The sequence below is a fragment of the Rheinheimera pacifica genome, from assembly GCF_024809855.1.
GTDB classification, from domain to species: Bacteria; Pseudomonadota; Gammaproteobacteria; order Enterobacterales; family Alteromonadaceae; genus Alishewanella; species Alishewanella pacifica_A.
In genome coordinates, this window is sequence record NZ_JANUEM010000005.1 from 102,287 (window position 1) to 124,009 (window position 21,723).

At 49.6% G+C, this 21,723-nt stretch carries 19 protein-coding genes; 12 read left to right on the forward strand and 7 right to left on the reverse strand.

Annotated features, from left to right (window positions below):
• The first annotated feature begins 3 nt into the window (after positions 1-3).
• A complete protein-coding gene (locus M2404_RS09095; RefSeq protein ID WP_259239410.1) occupies positions 4-2,256 on the forward strand; it encodes an aminotransferase class V-fold PLP-dependent enzyme in 2,253 nt (750 codons plus the stop codon).
• 51 nt (positions 2,257-2,307) lie between these two features.
• Here M2404_RS09095 and M2404_RS09100 read toward each other — a convergent pair whose 3' ends face one another.
• Both M2404_RS09100 and M2404_RS09105 read right to left on the reverse strand, forming a co-directional pair.
• Positions 2,308-2,997: a ChrR family anti-sigma-E factor gene (locus tag M2404_RS09100; RefSeq protein ID WP_259239411.1), complete on the reverse strand. Its 690-nt coding sequence runs from the start codon at positions 2,995-2,997 to the stop codon at positions 2,308-2,310.
• Positions 2,981-3,565: a sigma-70 family RNA polymerase sigma factor gene (locus M2404_RS09105; RefSeq protein WP_259239412.1), complete on the reverse strand. Its 585-nt coding sequence runs from the start codon at positions 3,563-3,565 to the stop codon at positions 2,981-2,983. The genes M2404_RS09100 and M2404_RS09105 overlap by 17 nt, the downstream gene beginning before the upstream one ends.
• Before the next feature lie 250 nt (positions 3,566-3,815).
• Here M2404_RS09105 and M2404_RS09110 point away from each other — a divergent pair, with 250 nt between their 5' ends.
• Together M2404_RS09110 and M2404_RS09115 are read left to right on the forward strand one after the other, a co-directional pair.
• Positions 3,816-4,424 (forward strand): FMN-dependent NADH-azoreductase, encoded by a 609-nt coding sequence (locus M2404_RS09110; RefSeq protein ID WP_259239413.1) that lies wholly within the window; start codon positions 3,816-3,818, stop codon positions 4,422-4,424.
• Between the two features lie 184 nt (positions 4,425-4,608).
• Positions 4,609-7,080, forward strand: a complete 2,472-nt coding sequence (locus M2404_RS09115; RefSeq protein ID WP_259239414.1) for a S9 family peptidase — start codon at positions 4,609-4,611, stop codon at positions 7,078-7,080.
• Positions 7,081-7,234: 154 nt separating this feature from the next.
• Here M2404_RS09115 and M2404_RS09120 read toward each other — a convergent pair whose 3' ends face one another.
• Entirely contained in the window at positions 7,235-7,924 is a 690-nt protein-coding gene (locus M2404_RS09120) for an RluA family pseudouridine synthase (protein ID WP_259239416.1), read from the reverse strand.
• Positions 7,925-8,028: 104 nt separating this feature from the next.
• Between M2404_RS09120 and M2404_RS09125 the strand changes: the two genes are divergently transcribed.
• Together M2404_RS09125 and M2404_RS09130 are read left to right on the forward strand one after the other, a co-directional pair.
• Positions 8,029-8,703 carry an RluA family pseudouridine synthase gene (locus tag M2404_RS09125; RefSeq protein ID WP_259239417.1) on the forward strand — a complete coding sequence of 225 codons (675 nt, stop codon included), beginning with the start codon at positions 8,029-8,031 and terminating at the stop codon, positions 8,701-8,703.
• A gap of 99 nt (positions 8,704-8,802) precedes the next feature.
• Positions 8,803-10,398, forward strand: a complete 1,596-nt coding sequence (locus M2404_RS09130; RefSeq protein WP_259239418.1) for an L-lactate permease — start codon at positions 8,803-8,805, stop codon at positions 10,396-10,398.
• On the opposite strand, the gene rrtA is transcribed toward M2404_RS09130, so the two are convergent.
• The gene (rrtA, locus tag M2404_RS09135) at positions 10,384-10,914 is read right to left on the reverse strand and encodes a rhombosortase (protein ID WP_259239419.1); all 531 of its coding nucleotides are present in this window, start codon (positions 10,912-10,914) and stop codon (positions 10,384-10,386) included. The genes M2404_RS09130 and rrtA overlap by 15 nt on opposite strands.
• Before the next feature lie 265 nt (positions 10,915-11,179).
• On the opposite strand from rrtA, the gene ggt reads away from it, so the two are divergent.
• Positions 11,180-12,928, forward strand: coding sequence for a gamma-glutamyltransferase (ggt, locus tag M2404_RS09140; RefSeq protein WP_259239420.1), 1,749 nt, complete (start codon positions 11,180-11,182; stop codon positions 12,926-12,928).
• A gap of 11 nt (positions 12,929-12,939) precedes the next feature.
• Positions 12,940-13,680, forward strand: coding sequence for an enoyl-CoA hydratase (locus M2404_RS09145; protein ID WP_259239421.1), 741 nt, complete (start codon positions 12,940-12,942; stop codon positions 13,678-13,680).
• An 11-nt stretch (positions 13,681-13,691) separates the two neighbouring features.
• Here M2404_RS09145 and M2404_RS09150 read toward each other — a convergent pair whose 3' ends face one another.
• Together M2404_RS09150 and cysK are read right to left on the reverse strand one after the other, a co-directional pair.
• Positions 13,692-14,135, reverse strand: a complete 444-nt coding sequence (locus M2404_RS09150) for a hypothetical protein (protein ID WP_259239422.1) — start codon at positions 14,133-14,135, stop codon at positions 13,692-13,694.
• Between the two features lie 103 nt (positions 14,136-14,238).
• Positions 14,239-15,213 carry a cysteine synthase A gene (cysK, locus tag M2404_RS09155; RefSeq protein ID WP_259239423.1) on the reverse strand — a complete coding sequence of 325 codons (975 nt, stop codon included), beginning with the start codon at positions 15,211-15,213 and terminating at the stop codon, positions 14,239-14,241.
• Between the two features lie 150 nt (positions 15,214-15,363).
• Between cysK and M2404_RS09160 the strand changes: the two genes are divergently transcribed.
• The 3 genes from M2404_RS09160 to M2404_RS09170 all read left to right on the forward strand — a co-directional run bounded on the left by M2404_RS09160 (position 15,364) and on the right by M2404_RS09170 (position 18,536).
• The gene (locus M2404_RS09160; protein ID WP_259239424.1) at positions 15,364-16,209 is read left to right on the forward strand and encodes an AAA family ATPase; all 846 of its coding nucleotides are present in this window, start codon (positions 15,364-15,366) and stop codon (positions 16,207-16,209) included.
• A 196-nt stretch (positions 16,210-16,405) separates the two neighbouring features.
• Positions 16,406-17,575, forward strand: a complete 1,170-nt coding sequence (locus M2404_RS09165) for a vWA domain-containing protein (RefSeq protein ID WP_259239425.1) — start codon at positions 16,406-16,408, stop codon at positions 17,573-17,575.
• Between the two features lie 76 nt (positions 17,576-17,651).
• Positions 17,652-18,536 carry a bile acid:sodium symporter family protein gene (locus tag M2404_RS09170; RefSeq protein ID WP_259239426.1) on the forward strand — a complete coding sequence of 295 codons (885 nt, stop codon included), beginning with the start codon at positions 17,652-17,654 and terminating at the stop codon, positions 18,534-18,536.
• A 35-nt stretch (positions 18,537-18,571) separates the two neighbouring features.
• On the opposite strand, the gene M2404_RS09175 is transcribed toward M2404_RS09170, so the two are convergent.
• A complete protein-coding gene (locus M2404_RS09175; protein ID WP_259239427.1) occupies positions 18,572-19,384 on the reverse strand; it encodes an HDOD domain-containing protein in 813 nt (270 codons plus the stop codon).
• A 198-nt stretch (positions 19,385-19,582) separates the two neighbouring features.
• Here M2404_RS09175 and M2404_RS09180 point away from each other — a divergent pair, with 198 nt between their 5' ends.
• Positions 19,583-20,818, forward strand: coding sequence for an EAL and HDOD domain-containing protein (locus M2404_RS09180; protein WP_259239428.1), 1,236 nt, complete (start codon positions 19,583-19,585; stop codon positions 20,816-20,818).
• A gap of 97 nt (positions 20,819-20,915) precedes the next feature.
• Complete coding sequence (locus tag M2404_RS09185; protein WP_259239429.1) at positions 20,916-21,611, forward strand: DUF3592 domain-containing protein; 696 nt, start codon at positions 20,916-20,918, stop codon at positions 21,609-21,611.
• The last annotated feature ends 112 nt before the right edge of the window (positions 21,612-21,723 follow it).

The following is a 21,723-nucleotide window of genomic DNA, read 5'->3' on the forward strand; positions in this document are numbered from 1 at the left end:
GCTATGAAAGGCGCGGCGCATACAGAAGTGTATCTGGATAACAACGCTACTACACCGGTATTGCCGGTTGCAGCTGAGGCGGCGATGCATGCAATGCAGCGTGGTTATGGTAACCCCAGCAGCAGCCATGCTACCGGTATTAAAGCTAAAGCTGAGCTGGAAACCACCCGCGCTCTGGCCAGACAGTTAATTGGCGCCAGCAGCGGTGATATTGTATTTACTTCGGGTGCAACAGAGGGTATTCAAACCTCGATTGTCTCGGCATTAATGGCAGCCAGGGCACAGGGTAAAACCGGTGCTGCAACCTTATTACTGTATGGCGCTACAGAGCATAAAGCAGTGCCGGAAAGCCTGAAGCACTGGAACCGGGTATTACAGCTTAATGCTACGATAAAAGCTATTCCGGTGAACCGGCATGGTGTGCTCGACAGCGACTTTATCCGCGAGAACCTGCCCGGTGCCGTAATGATCTGCACTATGGCGGCGAATAACGAAACCGGCGTAAAGCAGGATTTGGTGGCGCTGGAGCAACTGATCCGCAGTGTTAACCCGCAAGTGTACTGGATGGTAGATTGCGTACAGGCGCTGGGGAAAATGCCGCTAAATATTGCTGCTACCAGCATCGATTACGCGCCCTTTAGCGGCCATAAACTGTACGCGCCTAAAGGCATCGGCTTTTTGTATGTGCGTAAAGGCACGCCTTATCAGCCTTTTATTGCCGGTGGTGGTCAGGAGAGCGGTTTACGCTCTGGTACTGAAAACCTGCCAGGTATTGCCGCTTTGCACGCTATTTTCTCTGAACTGGCCAAAACAAGCGGCTCGGCGTTTCAAACTGAAGCCACGCTTTGGCAATACCGGCAGCAACTTATTGCTGCATTGCAGCAGGTGTTTCCTGCCATGCAGCTTAACAGCGATGTACCGCATGTAGTGCCAACCACCATTAATTTTTCAGTGCCGGGCTTTTACAGCAAAGACATTATGGATTTGTTTGATGCTGCCGGGATCCGGGTAAGCTCTGGCTCGGCTTGTAGCTCTAAAGTACCCAGCAGTTTTGTGCTTGATGCCATGGGGCTGGACAGCTGGCGCTCGCAGGGCGCTATCCGTTTATCTTTTGGCCCGGCGATGACCAAAGCTGAATGTGAGCATGCCTGCCAGGCTATTGCGGCACTTAAAACGGTGGTATCCAAGCATTGCCTGGTGTTGACCGATGCCACACCAACACTGGAAATTCATGCCCGTGGTTTACTGCAGCTAAAGCATGAAGCCTTGTGCAGTTATGTGCTGATCTGCCCTGACAGCCTCGAAGCACTGGTGATAGATCCGGTATTGCCGCTGGCCGGGCGTATTGCCAATATTATTCAGGGCCATGGTTTAAAGTTAAAAGCGGTGCTGGATACTCATTTGCATCAGGATCACCAGTCAGCACGCACAGAGTTATTAACCTTGCTGGGCAATCCTTGCGCTGGCAACGGCTGTGATGTATTAGGCTGGCCTGAACATTGCCCTGAAATTCAGCTTGGGCCTTATCTGCTAACCCGGTTGGCAACTCCGGGCCACACGCCTGAAGCGGTAAGTATTTTGCTGTACAAGCAGCAACAGCTGCTATGTGCATTTACCGGTGATGTCATACTGCCGGGTGGGGTTGGCCGCACCGATTTACCCGGCGGTGATATTTCTGCACTGGCAAACAGCATCCGTTTGCTGGCTGGCAAAGTAGAGCAGCATACTTTGTTGTTATCCAGCCACGATTACGCCCAGCGCTTTTTTACCAGCCTGGCGCTGGCAGCAACTGAGCAACCGCTGATACAGGCGCTGCTGAATAATCAGCCAGCAGCTGATTGGCACCCGCAGTTGCAGCAGCAAGCCGTTACGTTACAGCAGGCCAGCAGTTATTTTTGTGGTTTGGTTGAGGTAAGTTTGTCTGACGCCACGGATGTGATTGCAGCAGAACAACTGGCAGCGTTTTTACAACAATGGCCACACATGCAGGTAGTAGATGTACGTGAACCGCACGAGCAAAGTGCCGGTGCGTTGGCACAGTATTTACCGCCGGCTTATCTGGCACAGCATAAAGTGCAGGAAATTCCGTTATCTAAACTGGCCGATGCAGTTATTCACCGGCAATTATATAGCGAACAACCGTTATTGCTGGTATGCCGCTCGGGTAACCGTAGCCTGGTAGCCTGCAAGGTGTTGGGGCGTTTGGGCTTTAAGCAGGTATTTAACCTAAAAGGTGGTACTGCGCTGTTGTGTTAAAGCAAGCAGATAAAAACGCCAGCAATGGCTGGCGTTAATACGGAATGGCGGTTAGTAAAAAAACTGCTGTAGCGGGTTAAGCAGCCGGGTTAAACCTTTTTTAAACTTTAACGGCGCGCTTAATACCGACAGACACAGGCAATCTTCGTCTGCCATAGTACGCGGGGTATGGGTATCGTCTGGTGAATTAATCAGTAAATCTCCCGCACTGTATTCACCGTTTTCATCAACAATTTTACCGGCCAGCACTAATGTCATCTCCAGCCCCAAATGCGTGTGCTGCGGAACTTCAGTATTTTTATCAATATAAAGTAACGATATATGGTAATCGTTGCCTGCCGGCAATTTTGCCGTTGCTATACCACCTAACTGCAACCACTTACAGCGGTTTGCTGCCAGACGTTGCAAAGAGCGTGGCAGTATAAACTCGCGCTGGTTAACTATGATAGGCTCAGCTTGCTGTGCCGACACTTGCTGCTGCATGGTAGTTGCCTGTTTAGGCAATTGCGGCTGCGCCATAATGTCATTAAGCATCTGCTGCCAGTCGGTGTTGTTGGTTTTAACCGGTTGTTGTGCCAGCTGGCAGGCTAAATCCGTAGTAATGTCACGGCTAAGCTGCTGACAATGCGGGCACAGGTCAATATGGGCTGCCACAGCCAGCGCTATATCAGCACTTAAGGTGCCTTCGGCATGTTGTTCCAGCAGCGACATACCGGGATGAAACTTAATTGCGTGCGCCATCTAATGCCTCTCTTAATCTGTCCAGCGCTAAGCGGATGCGCGATTTTACTGTGCCCAGTGGGATCGCCAGTTCATCCGATACTTCCTGATGCGATTTTTCCTGCAAATATACTTTTTCAATTATCTCGCGCTGCGCCGGTGGCAGGCTGGTAAAATATGGCGCTAACTTATCCATTAGCAACTGGGTATCCCATTGTGATGTATCAGTGTCAGCTTCCTGCTCGGGGTACTCACCGTTAAGCCATAAATCGTCGGCACTGACATCATCTTTACGGCTTTGCTTTTTACGCAGCATGTCAAAGCGCACATTTCTGGCAATGGTAAAAATCCAGGTAGAAGCACAGCCGCGGGACGCATCAAATAATACCGCTTTTTTCCAGACGTTGAGCATGGTGTCCTGCACCATTTCTAAGGCCTGCTGCTCATTACCGAACATTTTCATACCAAAAGCTTTCAGCCTGGGAGCAAAATAATTAAACAGTTCTGCATAAGCACTGCGATCGCGTTGCAGGGCAACAAAAGTAAGTGCCTCGTCCCAGTTGTTATTGGTAATTTCTGGCCTTGACATAGAGGCTTGAGTGTCCTGTTTTGGCGGGGATCCCCTATCATGCCTTGCTACCTTGGCTAACTTCAACATGTTTTAAGTTCCTGATTACGCTGTTACCGGTATTGCAGCTGTGTGGCTATATTTACGCGTTATAAGATGTTCTGGATTGCTCGTTTAATGAATTAAAAATTAGAAAGGTATGTGCGTTTTATTGTTATTTTCTTCCTAAAAACATACGTTATTATGTGTTCACTTACAACGGGAGACGATCATGAAACATATTCTACTGATTAACAGCTCTATTAGTGGTGACAAAGGTCATTCAGCTCAGTTAGCGCAACAATTTATTGCCCGGTTACCAGAAGGCAGCTTTAACCTGGACACCCTGGATTTAAACGCTACACCGGTACCACACCTGGAAATGGCCGAAATGGCCGCCTGGATGACACCGGCAGAGCAACGCAGCAGCGAGCAGCAGCGCCTGGCTGCGATATCTGACGATATTGTTGCCCGTGTTAAAGCAGCTGACGTGATTGTTTTAGGCGTACCCATGTACAACTTTGGCATACCGTCACAGTTAAAAGCCCTGCTTGACCGGGTAGCACGCGCCGGTATTACCTTTAAATACACTGAGCAGGGCCCGGTAGGTTTGCTGGATGATAAACCGGTGGTAATTTTTGCCGCCCGTGGTGGTATTTATCAGGGTACCGGCCTGGATAGCCAGACACCGTTTTTACAAACATTTTTTAACTTCGTTGGTTTAAAGGATCTGCATTTTGTTTATGCAGAAGGCCTTAATATGGGAACGGACGCACAACAGGCGGCACTTACCGCAGCAATGGCCCGTTTAACTGAAATCAGCGTTAAAATAGCCGCTTAACTTCTCCACAGCTGTTCGAATACTTGTTATTCACGCTGTATTTGCCGGTCTGCTTCAGGCCGGCTTTTTTCTGTCTGTTAATCTTATCTGCTTTGCTGTCAGCCGCATCTGTTGGTGTGTCAGTTGCGTTACATCTGCGCTCTTTGTATAACAGAGCGTCTTTTACTACTATAAGAAACTCACTATGACTAAGATCCGTCATTCAGTGCTGGCTGTCGCGTTGTGCAGCTTAGTACTAACCAGCCCGTTGCAGGCCAAAAAAGCCGAGCCACAAACCTATCAAACATCCGCTATCAGTGTACCGCAGGTATTTAATGGCGATGCCAGTATTAAACTGAGCATGGAACAGATTATGGCCGATCCGGACTGGCTTGGCCGCCAGCCTGAGCAGGCGCTGTGGAGTGCTGACAGCCAACAGGTGTTTTATCAGCGTAAGCAGCAAGGTAATGAGCTGCGTGACTGGTTTGTAAGGCCGTTGGCGGCACAAGGCAATGGTGAGCAGGTGGCATTAGCCAGCCAGCATCAGATAGGCAGTGCCAATGCGGTATACAATAAAGACCGTAGCCTGCAGGCTTATATTTTTGAAGGCAACCTGTTTGTGCGCCGCATGGCAAACGCTGAATTAATTCAGTTAACCCGCGACAGCGCCGTGCAGGCTGATCCGCTGTTTTTGCTTGATGGCCGGGTAGCGTACCGCGAAGGTTGGACCTATTACGCTATCGATCTGGCTTCAGGCAACCGCACTGAACTGGCTAACTTACAACTGGCTGAAGCCCCCAAGGCACCTGCCGTGCCCAAAGGCTACCTGGCACAAGAGCAACGTAAACTAATTGAGTTTGTCGCGCTGGAGCAAAAAAATGCTGAACAGCGTTATGCTGCACAGCAGCAGCTACAGGCACAAAACAGCAGCATGGCGCCAAAAGCCTTTTATCTGGGTAAAGATTTACAGGTAGTGGGTGCAAGCTTGTCACCTAAAGCTGACTATATGTTGGTATCGGTACGTAAAGCCGGTAAGCGAAACGACAAAGATATTATGCCAAACTACATTACCGCTAACGGCGATATCGCCGCCCAGCCGGTGCGTGGCCGGGTTAATGATGTTATTCCTGCTGCGCAGCGTATTTTGTTGTTAAACCTTAAAGACGGTAGCAGCAGCGAGTTAAGCTACACCAGCCTGCCGGGTTACAACGAAGACGTACTGGCTGAGGTTAAAGCAGAAAATGCCAAAGCCCGTGGTGAAAAATACAAAAGTGAAAAAATTATCCGTGATATCGGCCTGATGAATGACTGGTACTGGACGCAAAGCGCTATGCGCTGGCACAGCAGCGGTGAACACGTTGCCCTGATGCTTAAAGCACTGGACAACAAAGACCGCTGGATAGCAACTGTCGATTTACAGAAAAAAACACTGGTGCCACAGCACCGGTTACATGACACCGCCTGGGTTAATTATTCATTTAACGACTACGGCTGGTTAAACAATACCGACAGCCTGTATTACCTGTCGGAAGGATCCGGTTACTCGCATTTATATATTAAGCCGCTGAAGGGCAAAGCTAAAAAACTGACCAGTGGTACTTTTGAAGTTAGTGATCCGGTGCTGAGCAGCAATGATCAGTTTATTTACTTTAAAGCCAATGTGGCGCACCCGGGCAACTATGAGGTGTACCGTGCGGTATTAGCCAGTGGTAACACTGAGCAACTAACCAAACTGGGTGGCAGCACCGACTTTACGCTGTCGCCGGACGAACAAAAACTGTTACTGCGTCATTCTACCAACCTGTTGCCGGAAGAGCTGTATGTGGCTGATGCAACGCCTGGCGCAGAAGTTAAACGCCTGACCGACACCATATCAGCAGAGTTTAAACAGTTACCGCTGGTAGCACCACAGGTAGTGGCGGTGCCTTCAAGCCATGGTGATCATCCGGTGTTCTCTAAAGTATATTACCCGGCCGACTACAAGCAGGGCGAAAAACGCCGCGCCGTTATTTTTAACCACGGCGCGGGTTATCTGCAAAACAGCGATTTGGGCTGGTCCGGTTATTTCCGTGAGTTTTTCTTCCACAACTTGTTGGTACAGCAAGGCTACGTGGTAATGGATATGGATTACCGGGCATCAAAAGGTTATGGCCGCGACTGGCGCACCGCCATTTACCGCCGCATGGGTACACCAGAGATTGAAGATTTAGTTGATGGCGTAAACTGGATGGTGGCAAATGCCAATGTCGACCGTAACCGTATTGGTACTTACGGGGGCTCTTATGGTGGCTTTATGACCTTTATGGCACTGTTTACCGAACCTGATTTATTCCAGGCTGGTGCAGCACTGCGCCCGGTGAGTGACTGGGCTTATTACAACTATGCGTATACGTCTAACATTCTGAATACGCCGGCCATTGACCCTATCGCTTATGAGCGCAGCTCACCGATTTACTTTACCCAGGGCCTGAAAAAGCCGTTGCTGATTAATGCGCCTATGGTTGATGACAACGTGTTCTTTCAGGATGTTGTGCGTTTAGTGCAGCGGTTAATTGAGCAGGAAAACATTAACTTTGAAACGGCAATTTACCCGGTAGAGCCGCACGGCTTTCGCCAGCCAAGCAGCTGGCTGGATGAGTACCGCCGTATTTATAAGTTATTTGAGCAGAATTTATAATGCTGTAACAATACGGCCGCAATACCCGCTCTGGCTCGCCGCAGCAACTCGCCCTAATGCCTGCGGCAGGGCTCAGACACTCTGCGCCGACCAGATCGGGTTTCCAGCCTCCTTATATTTAATACGTTAAAAACGCCTTCTTGTGAGGCGTTTTTTATATGCTGTTTAACTGGCCGGCAGCACTGACAAAGTCAGTGTCGGCATCAAACCTTAGCCGTTTGCCGTTGTACGGCTGGTTTAACTCCAGCGTGGCGGCATGCAGCAATAAGCGCGGGGCGGCATTAAAGGCAGCACCACTGGCGTAAAACGCATCGCCCAGTATCGGGTGCCCCAGTGCCAGCATATGCATACGTAGCTGATGCGAGCGCCCGGTAACGGGTTTTAGCTCTACCAGAGCCCGATCAGGTAATTGCTGCAACAGCCGGTAATGGGTAATGGCGCTCTTGCCCTGGCTGTAACACACTTTCTGTTTGGGCGGATTACTGCTGTCGGCTATCAGCGGCATATCAACCGTGCCTTCAGCCTGTTGCAGTGTGCCCCAAACTACAGCCAGGTAGCGTTTGCTGACAGTGCGATCGGCAAATTGCTGTTTTAGCGCCCGCTCGCTAGCGCGGCGCAGTGCAATAACCACCACGCCGGAGGTGGCCATATCCAGCCGGTGCACCAGTTGCGCCAGCGGGTATTGCTGCTGCACCCTGCTTAGCAGGCAGTCGGCTAAATGTTCACCGCGGCCGGGGTTGGTCAGCAGGCCGCTGGGTTTATTCAGCACAATCAGATCTTTGTCCTGATATAGCACCTCAAGCCAGGGCTCAACGGGCGGGGTATATACAAAAGGTTCGGTCATAAGGTGAAAGCTTTGGCGGAAAAGCGCTTAGCTTAGCTGAATTTAACCAGCAGACGAAGGGGTTTTACGGCATAATAGCCGCCGTTAAAACTACGGAGAACCCCATGAGTAACAGCACTGACGATCTGGCAATATTACCGGCAACCAGCGAGCCATACCAGATAGTGTACGAAGACGATGTGCTGCTGGTGGTAAACAAACCTGCACAGCTGCTTACCGTGCCGGGGCGACATCCGCAAAATCAGGATTGTCTTATCCGCCGTGTACAGCGTGAGTTTCCTTTTGCCGAGGTGGTGCACCGGCTGGATTACGATACTTCCGGGCTGGTGATTCTGCCGCTGACAAAAAGAGTATTGTCAGATATCAGTAAGCAGTTTCAGGCCCGTACTGTGCAAAAACATTATATTGCCGTAGTGGAAGGCAAGCTTGCCAAGCCCAGAGGGGTGATTGATTTAGCCATTGCCGCCGATGAGCAACACCGGCCCCTGTATAAAGTGTGCCCGCAACAGGGTAAGCCGTCACAAAGCCGTTATCAGCTGTTAAGTTACAACGCTGACACCAACCAAAGCCGGGTACAGCTGGAGCCGGTTACCGGGCGCTCGCATCAATTGCGGGTGCATATGTTGGCGCTGGGCCATGCCATGCTCGGCGACACCTTGTATGCGCCGCAAGCTATTGCAGCACAAAGCCCACGTTTAATGCTACACGCCGAGTATATCCGCTTTGTACACCCGCTTAGTGCTCAGGCCATGGAGTTTACTGCCAGCGCACCGTTTTAATACTTTTACTGTTTTGTTGGCCGGTTTTTTATGCTGGATCAAACCCCGCCAAGCTGCTATCTGTAAACTGCAACTGCCGATAAACCCAGCGGAGCGGGCATGACCAGTTTACAACTTCTTACAGCCTTAATGCCGTTACTCAGCGTTTTCGTGCTGCTGGTGCTATTGCGTTTACCGGCACGCCAGGCTATGCCGCTGAGTTTATTATGCTCAGTGCTGCTGGCGTGGTTGGTCTGGCAAATGCCAATGCAGCAAATGGCCGCTGCTCTGACTGAGGGGCTGGTTATTGCGCTGACTATTGTCTGGATTGTGTTTGGCGCTATTTTGCTGTTAAAAGTGCTGCAGCAAACCGGTGCTATTGATGTGATTAAACGGGGTTTTAGTCAGGTAAGTACAGATAAAAGAGTACAGCTGATTATTATTGCCTGGCTGTTTGGCAGTTTTTTGGAAGGGGCGGCTGGTTTTGGTACACCTGCCGCCATCGCCGCACCTTTGCTGGTGGCTTTAGGTTTTAGCACGATGGCTGCAGTGGTGCTGGCGCTGATTGCAGACTCCTGTGCAGTATCCTTTGGTGCTGTGGGTACACCGGTGCTGGTTGGCCTGGCGCAGGGCGTGCCAGAGCTTAGTGGCAGCGATCTGCAGCAAATAGCCCTGCAGGCGATCAGTATTGATATTATGGTAGCGTCCATGCTACCGGTGATTATGTCGGTGCTGTACTGCCGATTTTTTGCCAGCCAGCCCAGTTGGCGGGCTGGTTTTGCTATCGCCCCTTTTGCGCTGTTAAGTGGCCTGGCTTTTACTGTGCCGGCTTATATGGTTGCGTTATTGCTGGGGCCGGAGTTTCCGTCGGTGCTGGGGGCGCTTGCCGGGCTGGCAATTGTGTGCAGCCTGGCAAAGCGCGGTATTTTATTGCCGGCCGCTTTTGAACCTGTTGCCCAGGCCACAATGCTGCATAATATGCAGCCAGGCAAGCCACAGCCATTTGGTTTGTTACGTGCATGGTTACCTTACCTGATTGTGGCTTTATTACTGGTGCTAAGCCGGGTTCCCGAATTGCCGGTTAAAGCTTTGCTGCAAGGTGTCAGTATTGTTTGGGTTGATATTTTTGGCTCGGCTATTTCAGTAGCTGTGATGCCGTTGTATTTACCCGGTTCTTTTTTTGTGCTGACAGCACTGCTGGCATTGTTAATCCAGCGCGGCGGCCTGCAACATTTGCGTGTGGCATTACACCAGAGTAGCAGCATGTTATGGCCGTCTTTAGTGGCTTTGTGCGCAGCAGTACCGATGGTACGTATTTTTTTGCAATCCGGTGTGAACAATGCCGGGCTTGACGCTATGCCAATGGCTCTGGCAGAGCTGGCTGCTACCCGGTTAAGCGATATCTGGCTGTTAATAGCGCCGTTAGTGGGGGCTTTAGGTTCTTTTATTGCCGGCTCTGCGACATTTTCTAATTTAATGTTTGCCAGCTTTCAGCAGGCAATGGCTGAAGATGCCGGGCTTAGCAACCAACTGGTGTTGGCACTGCAAATGCTGGGGGCTAATGCCGGCAATATGATTTGCGTGGTTAATGTAGTAGCTGCCGCCAGTGTAGTGGGGCTTAATGGCCGCGAAGGCGAAATTATCCGTTATACCTTGCTGCCTATGTTGTATTACTGTGTGGCTGCCAGCCTGGTTGCCTGGTTATTTTTTGCCTGAACGCTGCCACACATACAGTAGTAACCCCAAAGTAAAGCCGCTGCATACGCCGTATAAGTGCGCATCTGTGGCAACACTGGCTTTAATCAGCTCAGCCAGCTCAGCATCCGGGCCGTGCCATTGCTCCCAGCCGACTTTACCAATTAATCCGGCCAATAACAGCCAGCCGGTACTCAGCTTTAACTGAATATCTTGTAGCGCGCCCAGTGTTAGCATGGCATGCAGCAGGCCGGATAAACCAACGTAAATATGTATCTCTGGTGAGTAATAATACAGCGCCAGGCTTATTGCCAGGCCACACAGCAGCCATTGCAGCGCTAACATTCTACTCTTGTAATAGCTGCCATGCAGCAGCATAGCCAGCAGCAAACCAGCCAGATTCATCAGTAAATGCCAATGGTTGCTGTGCAGCAAATGGCCGCTGAATAAGCGCCAGTATTGGCCATTGCCGATATCTGCCCGGTTGTATTGTAAGGCTTGCTGCCAGCTGTCAGGCAGCATGGCCAGTAAAACCATCGCAGTTGCCAGTAATAGATAAGCCCTTAAGTGGTTATTATACGGCTGGCTATTGGTTGGAAAAAAAAGGCGCAAACGGGAGTCATCATTAAGTTATCAGGGCGCCTATGCAAAACGATCTGCGCTTTAGCGTCAAGTAAAATTTTTTGCAGCAGCCTTAGCGGTAAACTGATGCTAAAGCCGGTTTAGCCGCGTTGCTGGTTATTGATCTTAAGCAGCTAACTGGTTAGGGTGTAGGCACCTTCTTTACAAGATATCTTCTACTATGTTTGTTCGTTCAGCTTTGTATCGTACTGCGTTTATTGTTTGTGGTTTAACGGTGTTTTCAGCCACTGCACAACAGGAAAACCGGGAGCCGGAAGCGGCTACCGGTGTTTATCAGCAGCAACTGGTTAGTAGTAAACAGTACATGGTATCGGCAGCGCACCCCATGGCAACAGAAGCTGGCCGGGCTGTGCTGGCAAAAGGTGGCAGCGCGGTGGATGCCGCCATTGCTACCCAACTGATGCTGGGCTTGGTTGAACCACAAAGCTCAGGTATTGGTGGTGGCGCTTTTATGCTGCACTGGCAGGCTAAACAGCAACAGCTTACTACCTTTGATGGCCGCGAAGTGGCACCGTCTGCTGCCACAGCTGATTTATTCAGTGATGCTAATGGCAAAACCATGAACTGGCGCGAAGCTTACGTTGGCGGCAAATCAGTAGGTGTACCGGGCGTTGTTGCTATGCTGGCGCAGGCACATCAGCAGCATGGCAAATTGCCCTGGGCTGAGCTTTTTACCGATGTAATTGATGCAGCAGAGCAGGGTTTTCCTGTATCGTCACGCACAGCGCGGCAACTGCAGATGGGCTGGAATAAAGGCGTATCGCAGTTTTATGAATCAAAACAGTATTTTTTTCCTAATAATCAGCCTGTGGCTGAGGGCAGTATACTGAAGAACCCGGCTTATGCTGCGACATTAAAAGCTATAGCAGCACAGGGGCCGGACGCGTTTTATAAAGGTGAACTGGCCAGGGCCATTAGCGAACGGGTGCAAACTGCGCCGGTTAATCCGGGCAAGCTCAGTGTAGCCGATTTAGCCAATTATAAAGTGCAGCAGCCTGAAGCGGTGTGCCTGCCATACCGTGTATATAAAGTGTGTGGTATGGCTCCGCCAAGCTCAGGTGGTATAGCGGTACTGCAGATACTGGGTATTTTGCAGCAGTACGACTTAAATAAGGTAGCTCCAGACAGTGTGCAGGCCACGCATATACTGGCGCAGGCAGCAAAACTGGCATTTGCTGATCGTGATCGCTACCTGGCCGATCCGGCTTTTGTTGCGGTACCGGTAGCCGGGATGTTGGCGCCGGATTATCTGGCCCGACGGGCGGCTTTAATTGATCTGAGTAAAGCCGGTAGCCAGGCCACTGCCGGTATGCCAGAGGGGGCACCGGCGCTGTTATCTGCTAAATCGCCGGAGCTGCCTAACACCAGCCATTTTTCTATTGTCGATGCCGACGGCAATGCAGTAAGCATGACTACCAGCATTGAAAATGTGTTTGGCTCCGGCTTAATGGTGGGGGGCTTTTTGCTGAATAATCAGTTGACCGATTTTAGTTTAAGCCCTGAAGTTGATGGCCATCTGGTAGCAAACCGGGTTGAAGGCGGTAAAAGGCCGCGCTCTTCTATGGCGCCGATGATGGTGTTTGACCAGAATAATAAACTGAAGCTGGTGATAGGCTCGCCCGGTGGCAGCCGTATTATTAACTATGTTGCACAAAGCATAGTAGCGGTGCTGGATTGGGATCTGGACGTACAACATGCCCTGAATTTGCCACGTATTACGCACCGTAATGATTATCTGGCGCTGGAGAAGGGCACAATGTTGGAACAACAACAAGCTGTACTTGAAGATATGGGCTATAAAGTGCAACTGCAGGATTTAAATAGTGGCCTGCATGCAATAATGGTTACTGCTGAGGGGTTGCAAGGCGCAGCAGATCCGCGCCGTGAAGGCAGTGTGGCAGGTAAATAAGGCAGAAATTTATGAGTGATATTACCCAACAAATTACGCAGGGCGTATTGCAGCTTAGCCTGAACCGGCCACACAAAAAGAATGCCCTTAGCCAGCAAATGTACCGTGATCTTAACCAGGCTTTAATGCAGGCTGCAACTGATCCTGCAGTTAAGGTGGTACTACTGCAGGGCAGTGCTGATTGCTTTAGTGCCGGTAATGATCTGCAGGATTTTATTGGCGCAGGCGAGTTAAACAGCCAGCACCCGACAGTACAATTCTTGTATATTCTGGCCCAGTTTTCCAAACCGGTAGTGGCTGCAGTTGCCGGTCTGGCCATTGGTATTGGTACTACAGTGTTACTGCATTGCGATTTAGTCTATGCCGCTGACAGCGCCCATTTTCAGTTGCCGTTTACCCAGTTGGGGTTATGCCCGGAAGCCGGTTCCAGCGTGCTGTTACCTAACCTGGCCGGGTATCAGCGCGCGGCACAATATTTATTACTGGGGGAGGCTTTTGGTGCAACCGAAGCCGTACAGATAGGGCTGGTTAATCAGGTGGTAACTAATACTGAAGTGGCGGCGCTGGCGCTGGAAAAAGCAGTTAAGCTGGCGGCGTTACCAGCCGATGCAGTGCAAAGCAGCAAAGCGTTGTTAAAACGTAATACACTGCCGCTAACGCTGGAAACTATTGCCACAGAACTGGTGCAGTTTCAGCGGTTACTAAACACCAATGAAAGCCAGCAGCGCATCAGTGCCTTTTTTAAGCGTTAGCCGGAATAAGTTTAGCGGGCACTGCTGCTAAACTTATCCACCTGAACAGTTTTTACTACCCAGCGGCTATTGTGTTTAACAATTTCGACAACTCTGAGTTCATCAACCTGTTTCCCATCGTGTGGGCCGGTAAGCAAAATGGCAATTTTAGCTTCATTTTCATATTGTTCACGCAGGTTGCCACCACTGCGGTTAACCCTGACTTCAACGGAATCAAATGACATATTCATCAGGGTACGGCTAACCTGACGTACAGAGCCGTATGACTCCATCAGGGCGGCGTATTCAGGTGTGCTTAGCTGCTTGGCTTTTTCCAGATCTTTTTCGTTATACAGCGCATTAAAAAACTGGGTGGCAATGTATTCCGGTGTGCCCCATTGGGCGTTTACCTGGGGGGGGCTTTCGCTACAGGCAACCAGTAACAGCAAAAGTGGCAGTATCCAGCGTAGCTTCATCTGTGGCTTCCGGTAAAAAATAAGCGCTCAGTGTGGCTCTTTTTTCTCCGCCTGTAAAGAAAAGGGCTGCAAAAGCAGCCCTTAATACGGTGCATCATGTTGATTACGCTTGCAATTCCTGCTCGGTAAACACGCTGGCAAACAATGGGCTGGTTAAATAGCGCTCGGCAGCGCTGGCCAGGATCACGACAATATTTTTACCGGCATTTTCCGGCTTTGCCGCCAGACGCTGCGCGGCTACCAGTGCTGCACCCGATGAAATACCGGCCAGAATACCTTCTTCACGCATTAAGCGCAGTGCGCCGGCGATGGCTTCGTCGCTGGTAACGCGTTCAACTTCATCTACCTGGGTTAAATCGAGGTTGCCCGGAATAAAGCCAGCGCCAATACCCTGAATTTTATGCGGGCCGGGCTTTAACTCTTCACCGGCTTTTGCCTGAGTGATCACCGGCGATTCTGCCGGCTCCACTGCCACCGTTAATAACGGTAACTTCTTCTCGTCTTTCAGGTAGCGGCTAACACCGGTAATGGTGCCACCTGTGCCTACACCGGCAACAAAAATATCAACCTTGCCGTCTAAATCATTAAAAATTTCCGGCCCGGTGGTGTCAAAGTGAATTTGCGGGTTAGCCGGGTTTTCAAACTGACCCAGAATTAAATATTTATCCGGGTTAGATGCCTGAATTTCTTTAGCTTTTTCAATAGCACCTTTCATGCCCTTCGGGCCTTCGGTAAGCACCAGGTTGGCACCTAAAGCTTTTAGCAGCTTACGCCGTTCCAGGCTCATGGTGGCAGGCATGGTCAGGGTTAATTTATAGCCACGGCTGGCAGCAACAAAGGCCAGGGCAATACCGGTATTACCAGAGGTAGGCTCGACAATTTCTTTATCAGCCGTTAAGGTGCCTTTTTTCTCGGCGTCCCAAATTAATGCGGCGCCTAAGCGGCACTTTACGCTAAAGCTGGGGTTGCGTGCTTCAATTTTAGCGTACACATTCGCGCCGCCTTCAATAGTCCGGTTTAGTTTGACCAGCGGGGTGCGGCCGATAGACAATGAGTTGTCTGCATAGACGTTTGCCATAAAAAAACTCCGTTTACGATAAATTGGTTATAAGAATACGCCAGCGCGGCAAAAATTACAGTAGCTTTTGGCTATAAGATATTACGTTTCACCACAAGCCTGTCAGGTTGTAAAAAGAGCAGGTTTGAACACTAAACATAGAGGGTAGTAATGGCCTTTGTAAGCACCGACAACTATATCGTGTCTGATGAACTAGCATTGGCGGTAAACGCCGCCGTAACGCTGGAAAAACCTTTGCTGATAAAAGGTGAGCCGGGCACCGGTAAAACCCGGTTGGCCGAAGAGCTTTCAGCAAGCTTAGGCACCGAGCTTATTCAGTGGCATATCAAGTCAACCACCAAGGCACAGCACGGCCTGTATGAATACGACGCGGTGTCCCGCCTGCGTGACAGCCAGTTGGGCAGCGACAAGGTGCACGATATTAATAACTATATCCGCCCCGGCAAACTGTGGCAGGCTTTCACTGCCGCTAAGCGACCGGTGCTGCTGATTGATGAAATAGATAAAGCCGATATTGAGTTTCCCAATGACTTGCTGCACGAGCTGGATAGGATGGCGTTTTACGTGCACGAAACCGGCGAGCAGATAAGCGCTGTGCAGCGGCCGATAGTGATTATTACCTCAAATAATGAAAAAGAACTGCCGGATGCCTTTTTACGCCGCTGTTTTTTCCACTATATCCGTTTTCCGGATGCCGATACCCTGCGTGCTATTGTTGCCGTGCATTACCCGCAAATCCAACAACAGTTGTTAAGCGTGGCGCTGGAGGCGTTTTTTGAGCTGCGCGAGCTGCCTGGTTTAAAGAAAAAGCCATCAACATCGGAGTTGCTCGACTGGTTGAAGCTGCTGCTGGCCGAAGATATTCCGGCAGAAGTATTAACCGACAAACAGCAGAAGGGCGGTTTAATGCCGATGTTTGGTGCTTTGCTTAAAAACGAGCAGGATGTAGCGCTGGTTGAAAAACTGGCGTTTTTGGCGAAGAGACCGGGACGATAAAAGTGACTTACTTTGAGTTACCGGCGAAGGATCAGAAGCTTGTTCCGGTCGGCGCAGAGTGTCTGAGCCCTGCCGCAGGCAGCAGGGCGAGTTGCTGCGACGAGCCGGGGCAAGGTTGTGGGCCGCAGCCTGCGGCAAACGAGTTTCCAGTCTCACCCAGCAGCATGAGTAAGCCCAATTTATATGAGCAAGCAGTATGCTAATTGACTTCTTTTTTACGCTGCGCAAATACGGCTTAAAAACCAGCATTACCGAACTGCTGGACCTACTTAATGCACTGAAACAGCAGGTAATCTTCGCCGACACTGAAGCTTTTTACCAGTTAGCACGGCTTTGCCTGGTAAAAGATGAAACCCAGTACGATAAATTCGATCGTGCTTTTGCCGATTACTTCGGGGGTATTGCTGAAGTAGATATCGCGGCCAGTATCCCAGCTGAGTGGCTGGTGCCGGAGGTGCTGCGTAAACTTAGCGACGAAGATAAAGCCAAACTGCAAGCCTTGGGAGGGTTGGACAACCTGCTTAAAACCCTGCGTGAACGCCTGGCCGAGCAGCAAAAAAAGCATAGCGGTGGCAATAAATGGATTGGTACCGGCGGTACCTCACCTTTTGGGGCTTACGGCTATAACCCTGAAGGTGTACGCATAGGCCAGCAGGGCAGTGGGGCACGCCGTGCGGTAAAGGTGTGGGATAAACGTGAATTTAAGGATTTAGACACCGACGTTGAGCTAAATAACCGCAGTATAAAACTGGCATTAAAGCAGTTGCGTAAATTTGCCCGCAGCGGCGCAGAAACCGAGCTGGATTTACACGGTACTATTCAGGCAACGTCTGAGCAGGCCGGTTGGCTGGATTTACGCTTTATGCGCGAGCGGCATAATGCTATTAAACTGTTGGTGTTTTTTGATGTAGGCGGCTCAATGGACGACTATATCGACCAATGCCAGAAACTGTTTGCTGCGGTAAAAAGCGAGTTTAAACATCTGGAGTTTTTCTACTTTCATAACTGCGTGTATGAGGGCGTGTGGCGTAACAACAAACGCCGTTATACCGAGCAGATAAAAGTGGACGATATTATTCACACCTACGGTAGCGACTACAAACTGATCTTCGTTGGTGATGCCACTATGGGCCCTTATGAAATAGAGTATCCGGGCGGCAGTGTTGAGCATTTTAACGGACTACCCGGCAAAGTATGGTTGCAGCGGTTATTAACACAATACCCCAAAGCCGTGTGGCTAAACCCACAGCCACTGCAGTGGTGGGGGCACTACTATTCGATTGGCATTATTGAGCAGATTATGCAAAAACGCATGTATGCGCTAACGCTGGATGGCTTGGCTGCGGCAATAAAACAGTTGGTGTAAGCCGCAGGGCTTAATTGCAGCAACCAACAGCTTGCTGTAATTTGTATACCAAGAAAAATAACGATATGGTTATTGCATGTTTGAAACCCTGACCCAGATTGGTTTACCCATAGCGCTGATATTGATTATGGCCGGTGTTGGCTTAAGCTTAACACCGGCAGATTTTCAGCGGGTGCTTCGCCAACCGCGCGGTTTTTTGCTGGGCGCCTTTGCCCAAATGCTGTTGTTGCCGCTGGCTGCGGTGGCGATTATCGCGCTGTTTAAGCTGGAAGGTGAATTGGCAATAGGCTTATTTATTCTGGCCCTGTGCCCCGGAGGCACCACGTCAAACTTATACAGCTATTTATCGAAGGCGGATGTTGGCTTGTCGGTGTCGTTAACAGCGGTAATTGGTTTTATTGCTCCTATTACTATTCCGTTGCTGGGTGCCTGGGCGATAGGTTATTACAGTGATGCCGAATCAGTACTTAGCCTGCCGGTGCTAAGTACCTGGTTTAAGCTGATGATCATTACTGTATTGCCGGTGTTACTGGGGATGGCGCTGCGGGCGAAATGGCCAGTGTTTGCCTGCAGGGCAGAGCCGCTGATCAGCAAGTTTTCTGTACTGGTGCTGGCACTTTTGATTGTGTCTATTGCACTGGATTTAGGCGATGCGCTGTGGGTTTATCTGGCTAAAGCTGGCCCGGCCGCGCTAACGCTAAACCTGCTGACCATGCTACTGGGATATCTGCTGGGTAATTACCTGTTGCACAGTGAAGCTCAGGCGCGCACGATTTGCCTGGAAGTAGGGTTGCAAAACGGCACTTTAGCCCTGCTGGTAACCACTGGCGTTTTACAAAACCAGCCTATGTCGGTGGCACCCAGTGTGTACAGTTTACTGATGTTTGTTAGTGCCACCTTGTTTACCTTGCTGGTGCTGCGTAAAGACAAACTGGCTGCTCCGGCAAATACCACTGGCTAGTATCTGCCAGTGGTTGCCAGGTATGGCAGAGCTGCTTAGTGTAGAAACTCTTCAATACTTTCATCGATATCAGTCATATTTTCCATTCTTACGTACAGGGCCGACAAATTCAGGTGCAGGCTGTGTACCAGTTTGGCAGGAAAATCATCAAAAATGCCTTGCTCAATTTTGGCTTCGTTATCCAGCATATATTGGGCAATAAGAATGCTGCTGGCATATCCTGATGGCTCTTCCTGAGCTCCCGGCTGCTCCTGCCAGCGAATAGCCGTAACGATATCTTGTGGGAAGTGCCAGTAATCGGCCAGTTCACTGCCGGCTTTGGCAAAATCAAAACCTAGTAATTGTTGCTCCAGCCGGGAACGGTTTTCACCTTTGGCTACCCGTTTATCTATTAAAATGGCTTCTTCGGGCTTTACTAAGTGAATAAGATACTCACCAATGGCATGTAGTAAGCCACAGGTATAGGCCACTTCCGGGTCTGTTTTAAGCGATTTAGCCAGCCACTTGCAGCGGTTAGCCACTTTAAACGACTTTAGCCAGAAAGCTTTTATATTAAAGCCTTCGGGCGCTTTTAAGGTTGAGACAAAACCTACAGATAGCACCAGGGTGCGTAGCGAGTCTATACCCAGCACTATTACTGCATCTTTTATTGAACCGACTTTACGGTGGCCGCCATAGCGCACCGAATTAGCTATCCGCAGTACTTTGGCAGATAAGGCCTGATCGCTGCTTAAAATTACCGCTATGCGGTCACTGTTTACTTTTTCGTTACTAAAACTGGCAATCAGCTCTTGTACTACTTTAGGGATGCCAGGTAAATTTGTCGCTTTTTCAATCAGTAGCTTCATAGTCGTGCTCTTGTTTATACCGGTTCAAAATTATTTAGTGTATTGCAACATAACCATAGCTCAGCTATTGCACCTTGTGGTTGTTTTATATCTGAAATAATGTGGACAGGTATAAAAAGCAGAGTAACTGGACAGCCTGCAGTGCTGGCTTTATATTGGCTGTTACCAGATGTAACTGTTTAGCTGTAAGGACAGTACGTGAGCAGACAAAGCCAGAATATTAATTGCGCCAAAGATTTACAAAGCCTGTTTGCAGCCCAGCCAATTTTTGATCGCAATAAACAACGCTATGCCGTTGAATTGCTGTATCGCAGTGACACCGGTGTTACTGCGCTTGAAGTGGGTGATGTAAAAGCTACCACTGAATTGCTGTATAACCTGTGCTGCGGCATTACCGAGCAAATTGAGCAATACCGCGCCCCCGTGTTTATCAACGTTTGTGCACGATTTTTGTTATCGCGCAGTTTCCTGCCGCTTGACCCCTCACAAGTGGTTATTGAGTTGATTGAGCGTATTGAGCCCACCCCGGAATTTATTGCTGCGGTTGCCAGTTTTAAGCAGCAGGGCTTTCGTTTCGCCCTGGACGATTTTGAGTTCAGCGAGCCCTGGCTACCCTTGCTGGAGCTGGCAGATATTATCAAGATAGATGTACTTAACAGCAGCCTGGCTGAGATAGAGCGTTATAAAGCGCAGTACAGCAGGCCTGGGCTGATTTGGCTGGCAGAAAAGGTTGAAACTGAACAACAGTTCACGGCCTTTAAAGCATTGGGCTGCGAGTTGTTTCAGGGCTACTTTTTAGCCAAGCCTTTATTGATCGCCGGTAAAAAAATTGAACCCAGCGTGCTGCGGCTGGCAGAAATTATTGCTTGTCTGTTTGCTGATGAGCCAAACATTAATCAGTTGGTTTTATTGCTGCAGGACGAACCGGCAATAGTGATGGGCATGCTGAAAATTGTGAACAGCCCTTTGTACCGTAAAACCCGCGAAGTGAGCTCGGTAAAAGAAATGGTAACCCGGCTAGGGCTGGAGTTGGCCCGCAAATGGGTGCTGATGTATGCCGTCCTTAACAATACTGCACCAACAGCAGCAATAACGGTATTAACCCGTGCATATACCGCACAGCGTATTGCCAAACTGTGGCAGCTTAGTAACGAGCAATGCCATCAGTATTTTCTCGCCGCGCTGATTTCCGGCTCCGATATGTTGTTTGGTGTGGAGTCAGAGCGCTTTTTGCAGCATTTAAATATTAACCCGGATATAAAACAGGCTATCAGCTGCAACAGCGGACGTATGGCAGAGGCATTGACCATAGTGTGTAATATCGAGCGTGGTTACGCGTTAAAATTAGCCGCCAGTGCTGCTGAGCTACCTTATATCAGTTGTTATAACCAGGAACTTGCCGATGTACAAAAACGGCTGGCGCCAGTGTTGTAATAGGTTTTCTGATAGCGAAGGCTTTTGGCCATTGATAATGCCTGCGTGAACCACTGACAGTGGCTAATACTACAAAGTGCCTGTATTGGGATCCGATATGAAAGCAATTGCAATCGTTAAATATTTATTCACCTTGGTTGGCTTCGCTATGCTGGCGGGTGCTCTTTTTGCCTACAACAACACCAGCTCATTTTTAAAAGAAGCCGTAATGGCAGACGGCACTGTTATTGAGCTGCTAGCGTCCCGCTCTGATAATTCAATTACCTATCGGCCGGTAGTTCAGTTTCTGTCTGAACAAGGCCAGCTAATTGAATTTGTGTCATCCACTGGTAGCAACCCTGCCAGTTATTCTCAAGGTGATCAGGTAAAGGTGTTGTATCTGCCAACGCGGCCGTCAGATGCCAAAATTAATGGCTTCTTTTCACTATGGGGCGTGGCAATTATTTTAGCCGGTATCGGTGCGGTGTTTTTTCTGACAGGCGCTGGCATTATTGTTTTTGTCAGGCTAAAAAGCCGACAGGATGAAATGCTAAAAACCAGTGGCGTGGCGATAGAAACCCAGTACCAGAGTGTTGAGCAGAATACGGCCTTGTCGGTAAATGGCAAACATCCGTTTCGGGTGTTAACGCAATGGCAAAACCCGGCTACGTCTGATATTCATATCTTTAAAAGTAACAACTTGTGGTTTGACCCGTCCGCTTATATCAAGCAGGAAACGATCAGAGTATTTATCGCTAAAGGCAACCCGGTAAAATACTACGTCGATTTATCGTTTCTGCCAAAGCTGAAATAGGAGGCAACATGCGGCGGCTTATTTGTTTACTGTGACCCGTCCTAAATAAAGTTGACACTTTCCAGCTTCTTTTTGGAGAGTGTAATGAAAACAAGTACTGCCTGTATGTGCA